Source organism: Kineococcus auxinigenes (assembly GCF_050871525.1).
Lineage (GTDB): Bacteria > Actinomycetota > Actinomycetes > Actinomycetales > Kineococcaceae > Kineococcus.
On the sequence record NZ_JBKBCT010000103.1, the window covers coordinates 1 to 10,696 of the forward strand.

Annotated in this window: 9 protein-coding genes; 3 read left to right on the forward strand and 6 right to left on the reverse strand. The window is 77.7% G+C overall.

What is annotated here, in order from left to right:
* Positions 1 to 157 precede the first annotated feature (157 nt).
* The 3 genes from ACRYR9_RS18585 to serS form a co-directional block, all read right to left on the reverse strand.
* Complete coding sequence (locus ACRYR9_RS18585) at positions 158 to 1,108, reverse strand: oxygenase MpaB family protein (RefSeq protein ID WP_432496260.1); 951 nt, start codon at positions 1,106 to 1,108, stop codon at positions 158 to 160.
* The gene (locus ACRYR9_RS18590) at positions 1,105 to 1,938 is read right to left on the reverse strand and encodes an HAD family hydrolase (RefSeq protein WP_432496258.1); all 834 of its coding nucleotides are present in this window, start codon (positions 1,936 to 1,938) and stop codon (positions 1,105 to 1,107) included. Before ACRYR9_RS18590 ends, ACRYR9_RS18585 begins: the two co-directional genes overlap by 4 nt.
* Before the next feature lie 90 nt (positions 1,939 to 2,028).
* A complete protein-coding gene (serS, locus tag ACRYR9_RS18595; protein ID WP_432496255.1) occupies positions 2,029 to 3,300 on the reverse strand; it encodes a serine--tRNA ligase in 1,272 nt (423 codons plus the stop codon).
* Between the two features lie 69 nt (positions 3,301 to 3,369).
* On the opposite strand from serS, the gene ACRYR9_RS18600 reads away from it, so the two are divergent.
* Positions 3,370 to 4,476, forward strand: coding sequence for a diacylglycerol/lipid kinase family protein (locus ACRYR9_RS18600; protein ID WP_432496253.1), 1,107 nt, complete (start codon positions 3,370 to 3,372; stop codon positions 4,474 to 4,476).
* 87 nt (positions 4,477 to 4,563) lie between these two features.
* The gene (locus tag ACRYR9_RS18605) at positions 4,564 to 5,424 is read left to right on the forward strand and encodes a peptidase (RefSeq protein WP_432496251.1); all 861 of its coding nucleotides are present in this window, start codon (positions 4,564 to 4,566) and stop codon (positions 5,422 to 5,424) included.
* A gap of 80 nt (positions 5,425 to 5,504) precedes the next feature.
* On the opposite strand, the gene pheA is transcribed toward ACRYR9_RS18605, so the two are convergent.
* The 3 genes from pheA to ACRYR9_RS18620 form a co-directional block, all read right to left on the reverse strand.
* A complete protein-coding gene (gene pheA / locus ACRYR9_RS18610) occupies positions 5,505 to 6,440 on the reverse strand; it encodes a prephenate dehydratase (RefSeq protein ID WP_432496249.1) in 936 nt (311 codons plus the stop codon).
* Between the two features lie 127 nt (positions 6,441 to 6,567).
* Positions 6,568 to 6,873 (reverse strand): WhiB family transcriptional regulator, encoded by a 306-nt coding sequence (locus ACRYR9_RS18615; RefSeq protein ID WP_432496246.1) that lies wholly within the window; start codon positions 6,871 to 6,873, stop codon positions 6,568 to 6,570.
* Positions 6,874 to 6,957: 84 nt separating this feature from the next.
* A complete protein-coding gene (locus ACRYR9_RS18620) occupies positions 6,958 to 8,277 on the reverse strand; it encodes a glycosyltransferase 87 family protein (protein WP_432496244.1) in 1,320 nt (439 codons plus the stop codon).
* Between the two features lie 71 nt (positions 8,278 to 8,348).
* On the opposite strand from ACRYR9_RS18620, the gene ACRYR9_RS18625 reads away from it, so the two are divergent.
* Complete coding sequence (locus ACRYR9_RS18625) at positions 8,349 to 10,622, forward strand: hypothetical protein (RefSeq protein WP_432496242.1); 2,274 nt, start codon at positions 8,349 to 8,351, stop codon at positions 10,620 to 10,622.
* Positions 10,623 to 10,696 lie beyond the last annotated feature (74 nt).

Here is a 10,696-nt window from a genome sequence, read left to right on the forward strand (position 1 = left end):
CCCCCCCCCCCCCCCCCCCCCCCCCCCCCCCCCCCCCCCCCCCCCCCCCCCCCCCCCCCCCCCCCCCCCCCCCCCCCCCCCCCCCCCCCCCCCCCCCCCCCCCCCCCCCCCCCCCCCCCCCCCCCCAGGGAGGGGTGGCGGGGAAGAGTGGGGGCCGTCAGAGCCAGTCGGGGCGCGGGCCGGTGCCGGTGCGGAAGCGCCCGGCCTGCTCCCAGGGCTCCGGGCCCGTCACCGCGCGCAGCGCCCGCAGCTGCACCCGGGCGCTCGCCAGGCGCAGCCGCCGGCGCGGCCCGCGCGCACCGCGCCCGGGCGCCCCGGCCAGCGGCGCCACCACCGGGGACAGCAGCAGCTGCGCCGCCCCGGTCAGTCCCCCGTAGAACGGCGCCTCCGCCCGGCTCAGCCCCGGCGGGGCGAGCAGGAAGCGGCGCAGGTCCGCCGGCACCGGCTCCAGCACCGGCGCGAACCCCGCCAGCGCCCCGGCGAGCTCCGCCTCGCTGCCGGGCAGGTCGCGCGCCCCCAGCGCCCGCGCGCTGGGCGCCCACTCGCGCACGTAGGCGTCCGGCCAGCGGCGCCCGAACCGGGGTGCGAGGTCCGCGCCCAGCTCGCGGTGCGCGGCGAGGAACGCGTCGGTGAAGGCCAGGTGCACCCAGCGCAGCAGGTCCGGGTCACCCGCGGAGTAGGCGCGCCCGTCGGCGGTCGTCCCCCGCACCCGCCGGTGCATCCCGCGCACCCGCGCCGACTCGCGCTCGGCCAGCTGCGCCGAGCCGAACGTGCACACCGCCAGCCAGCGGGCGGTGCCCACCAGCCGGCCCCACGGGTCGCGCCGGTAGTCGGAGTGGCCCTGCACCCCCGCCAGCGCCAGCGGGTGGGCCGCCTGCCCCAGCAGCGCCACCAGCCCGCCGACGAGGGTGGGCAGCCCGCCGTGCACCGCCCACACCACCCCGGCCGGGTCGAACCACCCGTCGCGGCCGCCCACCACGGCGATCTCGCGCACCCAGTCCGGCGTCCCGCTCGGGTCGCCGGCCACGCGGGCGCGGAAGGTGCGCCGCACCCGTTCCAGCGGGCCCGGCGCGCCGGGCCGGACCGGGCGGGTCGCGGGGCCGGTCACGACGCGGCGCGGGCCTCGCGCTCGCCGGCCAGCAGGTCCTCCAGGACGTCGGCCAGGCCGTCGTCGTCCACGTCGCCGGTCACCTCGTCGGCGACCGCGCGCACCTCGGACGGCGCGTTGCCCATCGCGACGCCGCGCGCCGCCCACTGCAGCATCTCGACGTCGTTGCGCCCGTCGCCGACCGCGACCGTCGCCGTGCGGGGCACGTCCAGCCGCGAGCGCACGTCCTCCAGGGCGCTGGCCTTGGTCACCCCGTCCGGGGCCAGGTCCAGCCACGCCGTCCAGCCTACCGAGTACGCCACCCCGTGCAGGCCGATGCCCGCCACGAGCTCGCCGAACTCCGCGGAGGTGTGCTCGGGGCTGCGCACCACCACGCGCATCACCGGTTCGTCGAACATCTCCTCGAACGGCACGACCTCGACCTCCCCGGTCAGCTCGCCGTCCGGGAACGGCGCGGTCACCTTGAAGCCGCGGCCCAGCACCTCCACCGCGAACAACCCGGTGGGGATGCTCGCGCGCAGCGCCTCCGCGGCCCGGGAGGCGTCGAAGGTGTGCAGGGACACGACCCGGTACCCCTCCGGTTCCGAGCGGTCCAGCTGCACGGTGACGGCGCCGTTGCTGCACACCAGGAACCCCTCGTGCAGGCCCAGCCGCTGCAGGACCGGCAGCACCCCGTGCAGGGAGCGGCCCGTGGCCACGACCACGTGGGCCCCCGCGGCCGCCACCCGCTGCACCGCCGAGCGCACCCGGTCCGACAGCGCCTCGTCGTGGTCGACGATCGTGCCGTCGACGTCCAGCGCGACCAGCGCGCCCCGCATCCCCCCGTTCACCCGGCCGACCCTAGTTCCCGCCGGGGCGGGCGGCTCGGCGAGGCGTGCGGCACCACCCGTCCGGGCGCCGGACCCGCGCGGTGGGGCGGATCAGGCGGGGGTGAGGACGTCCAGCCCGAGGTGCGGGCGCAGCGCCTCCGGCACGCGCACCGAACCGTCGGGGAGCTGGTGGTTCTCCAGGATCGCCACGATCCACCGGGTCGTGGCCAGGGTGCCGTTGAGGGTCGCCACCGGGCGGGTGCCGCCCTCGCCCTCGGTGCGCTCGCGCACGCCCAGGCGCCGCGCCTGGAAGGTCGTGCAGTTCGAGGTGGAGGTCAGTTCCCGGTAGGCGCCCTGCGAGGGCACCCACGCCTCGCAGTCGAACTTGCGGGCCGCGGAGCTGCCCAGGTCGCCGGCGGCGGTGTCGATGACCCGGTAGGGCACCTCCACCGCGGCGAGCACCGCCTCCTCCAGCGCCAGCAGCCGCTCGTGCTCGGCGGCGGCGTCCTCGGTGCGGCAGAAGGAGAACATCTCCACCTTGTGGAACTGGTGCACGCGGACGATGCCGCGGGTGTCCTTGCCGTGCGAGCCGGCCTCGCGCCGGTAGCACGCCGACCAGCCCGCGTACCGCTTCGGGCCCGCGGACAGGTCGAGGATCTCGTCGGCGTGGTAGCCGGCCAGCGCGACCTCGGAGGTGCCGGTGAGGTAGAGGTCGTCCTCGGCCAGCCGGTACACCTCCGAGGCGTGCGCCCCGAGGAACCCGGTGCCCGCCATGACCTCCGGCTTGACCAGCGTCGGGGTGATCATCGGGGTGAACCCGGCCTGCAGGGCGTGCGCGACGGCCATGTTCAGCAGCGCCAGCTCCAGGCGCGCACCGACGCCGGTGAGGAAGTAGAACCGCGAGCCGGACACCTTCGCGCCGCGCGCGGTGTCGATGGCGCCCAGCAGCTCACCCAGCTCCAGGTGGTCGCGCCAGGCGTCCAGCCCCTCGGGCAGCTCCGGCTTGGCCCCGACCTCGCGCAGCACGACGTAGTCGTCCTCGCCGCCGGGCGGCACGCCGTCGGCGACGACGTTGGGGATGGAGCGCATCGCCGCGTCGAACTCCTGCGCGGCGGCGTCGGCCTCGGCCTGGGCGGCCTTGACCTGCTCGGCGAGCTCCTTCACCGCGGCCAGCAGGGCCTGCTTCTCCTCGCCCTTCGCCTTCGCGACGTCCTTGCCGCGGGACTTCTGCTCGGCGCGCAGCCGCTCGAACTCGGAGATCGCACCGCGGCGGCGCACGTCGGCGGCCAGCGCGCGGTCCACGGCCGCCTCGTCCTCGCCACGGGCGCGCTGGCTGGCGCGCACGGCGTCGGGGTCGTCCCGGAGCAGTCGCAGGTCGATCACGCACCGACCCTAACGGAGCGCCCGCGCCCGCTGCGCGCTCGACGGGAGCGGCCCCGGTAGCGTGGCCGGGTGACGGCGGGCGACGTGTGGGGGACGGGTGCGCTCGTCCTCGCGCTGGCCGTGCTGCTGGTCGTGGTGAGCGGGCTGCTGGTGCGCGAGCGGCGCGCAGGCCGGCGGCTGCGGACCCTGCTGGCGGAGGTGTCCACCCCGGCGCTGGCGCAGGCGCCCCCCGCGCGGCCGCGGGCGGCGATCGTGGTGAACCCCACCAAGTTCGCGCACCTGGACGAGAGCGCGCGCCGGCGGCGGCAGGCCTACACGGCGGCGGCCTTCCGCACCCACGGCTGGGAGGACCCGCTGTGGCTGGAGACGACACCGGCCGAGCGCGGCACCGAGCAGGCCCGCGCGGCGCTGGCGCAGGGCGTGGACGTCGTGCTGGCCGCCGGCGGGGACGGCACGGTGCGGGCGGTCGCCGAGGCGATGGCGGGCACCGGGGTGCCGATGGGCCTGCTGCCCGCCGGCACCGGCAACCTGCTGGCCCGCAACCTCGACGTCCCGCACGCGGACCTGACCGCCGCGCTGGACGTCGTGTTCTCCGCCCCGGACACCGCCGTGGACGTGGGGTGGCTGGAGGTGGACCGCACCGGCGGCGACCCCTCCCCCGAGCGGCACCTGTTCCTCGTCATGGCCGGCCTGGGGTTCGACGCGGCGGTGATGGCCGGCGTCGAGGACCGCCTGAAGCGGCACCTGGGTTACGGCGCGTACGTGGTCTCGGGCGCGCGGGCGCTGTGGGGGCCGCAGGCGCGGGTGAAGGTGCGCGTGGACGACGGCGAGCCCGTGGGCGTGCGCACCCGCGCCGTCATCGTCGGCAACTGCGGGCGGCTGACGAAGAACCTCGTGCTCATGCCGGACGCGCGCATCGACGACGGGTTCCTCGACGCGGTGGTGCTCTCCCCGCGCGGCGGCATCGCCTGGGGCGAGGTGGCGTGGGCGATCGTCACGCGCGACCGGCGCGGGCAGCGGCGGGTGCAGCACCTGCGCGGGCGCAGCATCGAGGTGAGCTGCGCGGAGCCGCAGGAGGTGGAGCTGGACGGCGACCCGATCGGCACCGCGCTGCGGATCCGGGTCGCGGTGGAGCCCGGCGTGCTGCTGGTGCGCTGCCCCCCGCCGCGGGGCTGACCGCCCCGGCGGCCGGACGGGTGGACCCGCCGGGGCCGTTCGGGGAAAACGCCTCCCCGGCGGGCCCGCGGACGGCACAGTCTCCTGGTGCCCGCCGCCCGCCAGGACCGCCGCGCGCCCCGGGGGCGCCGCCCCGCGCTGCGCGCGCTGTGGTCGGGCGCGCTGGTGCTGGCGCTCGCGGTGGGCGTGCCGGCGCTGGAGCGCACCGGCCTGGCCGAGGGTGCGGGCGTGGCGGCCGCCGGGCCGCGGCGCTTCCCGACGCCGGGGCACGAGTCCACCGGCAGCCCGCTGGGGCACCCGGAACCCGTGGCCGCGCCGAGCGCGTCGTGGTCCGCCGGGGAGCGGGGCGCGGACGGCGAGCCGGCGCGCTGGGACCCGTGCCGGCCGGTGCACTACGTGGTGAACCCGGCGGGGGCCCCGCCCGGCGGGGAGGCGGTGCTGGCCGCGGCGCTGGAGCGGGTCTCGCGCGCCACGGGCCTGCGCTTCGTGCCCGACGGCACCACCGACGAGACGAACCGCGCGACGCCGTACGACCCGCAGCGCTGGGGCGACCGGTGGGCGCCGGCGCTGCTGCGCTGGGACGTGCCGGCGGAGGCCGCCGGGGGGCACGGCGCAGGTGGGAGCGGTGCCGGCGAGCAGGGCGCCGGCGGGGTGGTGCTGGGCCGGGGCGGGCCGGTGCTGGCGCGCACGTCCTCGGGGCGGGCGGTGATCGTGTCGGGTTCGGCGGGCGTGACGGCGAGCGCGCTGGGCGACCTCGCCGACCCGGCGGTGCGCCGGCGGGTGCAGGCGGTGTGGCTGCACGAGCTGGCGCACATGGTGGGCCTGGGGCACGTGGAAGACGCCACGCAGCTGATGAACCCGGAGTTCACCGGGGTGGCGGGCTTCGCCGCGGGGGACCTGACGGGCCTGGCCGCCCTGGGCGGCGGCCCGTGCCTCGGCGAGGTCTGAGCCTCCCCCACCCTCCTCCCGGCGGTGATCTTGCACGGTTGAGGACTCGACCGTGCAAGATCACCGCAGGGAGGAGGGGGTCAGGCGCCGCCGGCGCGCAGGCGGTCCAGCCAGTCCTGGGCCCGGGCGAAGGCGTCGTCGGTGGGGCCGGAGCCGGTGATCGCCCGGCCGCCGTCGGCGCGCGGGTAGCTGCCGACGAACCGCACCCGCTCGCACACGCGGTGCAGGCCCATGAGGGCCTCGCCCACGCGGGCGTCGGCGAGGTGGCCGTCGCAGTCGATGGAGAAGCAGTACCGCCCCAGCGCGTCGCCGGCGGGGCGGGACTCGATGCGGGTGAGGTTGATGCCGCGCGTGACGAACTGCTCCAGCGCCTCCACGAGCGCGCCGGGGCGCTCCTCGCGCAGGAACAGCACGAGCGAGGTCTTGTCGTTCCCGGTGCGCTCGGGCACGGCGCCGGGGCGGGAGAGCAGCACGAAGCGGGTCTGGGCGCCGGCGCGGTCCTCGATGCGCTCGGCGAGCACGTCCAGGCCGAAGCGCCGCGCGGCGAACGGCGCGCACACGGCGCCCTCGAAGCCGGCGGCGGGCCCGCCGTCGCGCTCGGCGGCCAGGGCCTCGGCGGATGCGGCGGTGGAGGTGGCGGGCACGTAGGCGACGCCCGGCAGCTCGCGGTGCAGCCAGTGGCGGACCTGCGCGTAGGCGTGCGAGTGGGTGCTGACGCGCCGCACGTCGGCCAGGGCGGTGCCCGGCCGCACCGCCAGGACGAAGGAGACGGGCAGCACGACCTCGGCGACCACCACGAGCGGCTCACCGACCGCGAGGCCGTCGAGGGTGGCGGGCACGCCGCCCTCGACGGAGTTCTCGATGGGCACGCAGCCGACGTCGGCGGTCCCGTCGCGCACGGCCTCGATGGTGGCGTCGACGCTGGGCATGGCCTCGGCGGGCGCGTCGGGGACGACGGTGCGCAGGGCGGCCTCGGAGAAGGTGCCGACGGGGCCGAAGAACGCGTAGCGGGGCACGGGAGGGAACCGTATCCCCCCGGTGCTCCCACCTCCGCGCGCTGCGTCGGCCGGTGCGCGGGGCGGCACCCCGCGCACCGGTCGAGGCAGCGAGCCGGTCAGCCGTGCCGGTGCGCCGACCGGCGCGTCAGCTGGCCTGGCGCAGCCGGCGCCGGTCGGAGCGCGCGGCCCAGATCTGCTCGCGCTGGTCCTCGGTGAGCCCGCCCCACACGCCGTAGACCTCGCGGTGGCTCAGGACGTGCTCGCGGCACTGGCGCAGCACGGGGCACTCGGCGCACACGGCCAGCGCGGCGGCGTCGCGGTGCTGGCGGGCGGCCCCCCGTTCGAGCTCGGGGTGGAAGAACAGCTCGGGGTCGGCGTCGCGGCACGAGCCCCGCAGCTGCCACTCCCAGGCGTCGACGGTGGGACGAAGGTTGTGCGTCGTCTGGCTCACGGTTCCCCCCTCAGGTGCACGGTCGGTCTTGCGGAGCCGTCTTGCCCCTGGGGCACCAGACCTAAACGCTACGGAGTTATTCGATCACCGTGAGTGAGAAGATTCGACCGGGCGACGCTCCCCCGCCCCGGACGCCGGCACCCTCACCAGCCGGGCCAGCGCCACCAGCGCCAGGCACGCCCACCACAGGTCCGCGCTCTGCACCGCCCGCGCCAGGGGCACCGGCACGCTGCGCTCGGCCAGCAGGTTCGCCCCCCACCACGGCCACGCCACCGACAGCAGCGCGAAGCCCACCACCGCCACCACCGCGCGACGGCGCTCGCGGCCGTCGCCGAGCACCGCGCCCAGCACCAGGACTCCCCAGACGAAGTGGTGCAGCCACGACACCGGGGACAGCAGCAGCGCCACCACCCCGCACGCCGCGACCTCCCCCACCAGCGCGCCGCGCCGGTGCAGCCGCCGCGCCACCGCCAGGCCCAGCGCCGCCGCCGTCCCGGCCAGCAGCACCCACAGCAGCGTCGTCACCGCCTCCGGCAGGTACAGGCGCAGCAGGAAGCCGCGCACCGACTGGTTCGAGGAGCCCGCGTTGGGCCCCAGCCGCTCGGGGTCCAGCAGCGCGGACGTCCAGAACTCCAGCGACGCCTCCGGCGCCAGCAGGAACGTCGCCACCGTCACCCCCGCCGCGGCGAGCACGGCGTTGCGAAGCTCCCGCCACTGCCGGGTCAGCGCGAAGTGGATCAGGAACACCCCCGGCGTCAGCTTGACCGCCACCGCGATCCCCACCAGGGCCCCGCGCGGCCAGCGCACCCGGTGCCGCCCCAGCCGCACCCCGTCGTGCCCGCGCACCACGTCCAGCAGGCACAGCGACACCAGCACCAGGTTCACCTGCCCGAAGCGCAGGTTCTCCCCCACCGGGGAGATCCACACGCACGCCCCGGCCACCACGCCCTGCGCCAGCGGCGCCCAGCGCCCGGCGCGGGCCAGCAGCGGGGCGAAGGCCAGGCCCACCACCAGCCACAGCAGCGCCAGCTGCACGCCGGTCCACACCCAGCCCGCCGCGCCCCACGGGAGCAGGGCCAGCGGGACGGACAGCACCGCCGAGAACGTGGGGTAGGTGAACGGCAGCAGCTGCGGGGACTCGGTGAGGAACTCGTACACCGGCCGGCCCAGCAGCAGGCTGCGGCCGGCCTCCCGGTACACCTCCAGGTCCACCTGCCACTGGTCGTCCGGGTACGCCACGAGGTAGCGGTGCACCACCGGCGCCGCGGCGGCCGCCAGCACCAGCACGCCCAGCAGCACCGGCAGCACCGCCGAGCGCCCCGACGAGGCGGCCCCGCCGTCCCGCCCGCGCGCCCCCGACGCCCCGGGCGCACCCGTCGCCCCCGACCCTCCGTCCACGACCACCCGCCGATCCTCCCCCAGACCCGCACCCGCTCCGTCACGTGCGGTGCACGGGCGTTGCCTAGCCTTGGCGGGTGCCGTCCCGCCCCCGCGCCGCCCGACGCCCCGCGAGCCCGACGGCGGTGGCCCGCGCGGCGCTGACCGCGCTGGCCGCCCTGGCCCTGCTGCTGGGGGTCGCGCCCGCACCCGCCCGGGCCGCGACCCCCGCCCCGGCCCCCGGCGCGAGCACCTCGCCCCTGGTGCTCGTCGGCTTCAGCGGCGTCCGCTGGTCGGACGTGTCCGAGGAGGCCACGCCCGCGCTGGCCGCCATGAGCAGCGGCGCCCTGGGCACCGTCGCGGTGCGCAGCGTGTTCACCGCGGCCTGCCCCGCCGACGGCTGGCTGGCGCTGTCCGCGGGCCGGCGCGCCACCGACTCCACCGGCACCTCCGCCGAGCACGTCAACGCCCCCTGCGCGCCGGTCGCCGAGGTCGAGGACGGCGTGCAGCCGGGCTTCGCGCGGTACCGCGAGATCGCCGCGGCCGGCTCCTTCGGCGCGCAGCCGGGCCTGCTGGGCGACGCCCTGGCCGCGGCCGGCACCCGGGCCGTGGCGATCGGGCCGGGCGCCGGCGTGGCGCTGGCCACCTCCACCGGCGAGGTCCCCGCGTACGTGGGCCTCGCCGAGGCCGGCACCCCCGCCGCCGTCGGCGGGCACGTGCAGGACGCGCTGGAGTCGGGCGCGCAGGTCGTCGTCGTCGACGCCGGGGTGGTGCGCGACCCGGCGGACCTGCCCGGGCGGGAGGAACCGCCGGCCGCCTCGCGCGCCGAGCAGGTCGCCGCCGTGGACGCCGTGGTCGGCGCCGTGCAGGAGGCGGTGGCCGCCTCCACCGGCGCCGCGGGCACGACCCTGTTCACGGCCTCGATCGCCGACGCCGGGAAGACGGCGCACCTGCAGTTCGCCGCCGCCACCGGCCCGCAGCCCGGCGGCGGCGACTACGAGGGCCTGCTCGTCAGCCGCTCCACCCGGCAGGTCGGCATCGTGCAGACCACCGACACCACGCCCACCGTCCTGGCCCTCGCCCTGGGCGGCGACCACGGCGTCACCGGGCTGGTGGGGGCGCCGATCACCTCCACCAGGGCCGGTACGAGCGTGGCCGAGCGGATCGAGAAGGTCCGCGACCTGGACCAGGCCGCGCAGGCCGTGCAACCGCTGGTGGCGCCGTTCTTCACCGCCTGGGGGGCCTCGCAGATCGTGCTGTACGCGGTGGCGACGCTGGCGCTGCGCCGCGCGTGGGGCGGTCCGCGCGGGCGGCGGCGGGTGCTGTCGTGGCTGCGCACCCTGGCCGTGGTGTACGGGGCGGTGTGCGCCTCGACGTTCCTGGCGAACACGATCCCCTGGTGGCGCTACGGCGGCTCCACGGGCGAGCACCTGCTGGCCGTGACCGGCGCGGTCGCCCTGTACGTGGCGGCGATCACGGCGGTGGCGCTGCTGGGGCCGTGGCGGCGGCACCCGCTGGGCCCGCTGGGCGTCGTCGGCGCGATCACCGCGGGAGTGCTCGCGGTGGACGCGGCGACCGGCTCGCGCCTGATCACCTCCAGCCTGAACGGGCTGCAGCCGGTGGTCGCGGGCCGCTTCTACGGTCTGGGCAACCAGCAGTTCGCGCTGTTCGCGACGGGTGCGCTGCTGCTCACCACCGCCGTCGCCGACCGCCTGCTGCTGGCCGGGCGGCGGCGCGCGGCGACGCTGGCCGTGGCGGGCCTGGGGCTGGTGGCCGTCTACGTCGACGGCGTCCTGGGCAGCGACTTCGGCGGTCCGCCGGCGATGGTCCCGGCGTTCGGGCTGTTCGCGCTGCTGGTGGCGGGGGTGCGGGTGACGTGGCGGCGGGTGCTGCTGCTGCTGGCCGGGACGCTGCTGGTGCTGGCGGCGATCTCCCTGGCGGACTGGCTGCGGCCGGTGGACCAGCAGACGCACCTGGGGCGGTTCGTGCAGACCCTGCTGGACGGCGGGGCCTGGCAGGTCGTGGAGCGCAAGCTCGCGCAGAACCTGCGGATCCTCGTGAGCAACTGGATCCTCAGCGCGGTCCTGGCGCTGGCCGCGGCGTTCATCGCGTTCGTGCTGGTGCGCCCGCGGGTGCTGGGCGTGCCGGTGCTGCAGCGCACCTACGACCGGCACCCGGCGCTGCGGCCGGGGTGCGTGGCGCTGCTGGTGCTGCTGGGCATCGGGTTCGCCGTCAACGACTCCGGGGCCGCGGTGCCGGCGGTGGGGGCGATGCTGGCCGTGCCGCTGCTGATCGCCACCTGCACGCGGACGATGGAGACGCTCGAACCCGACGGCCACCACCGCGCCGACCCCTCCCCCGCCCCCCGCTGACCCCGCCGACCCCGCCCCCACCTCCACCTGCCCGCGGTGATCTTGCACGGTTGAGTGCTCAACCGCGCAAGATC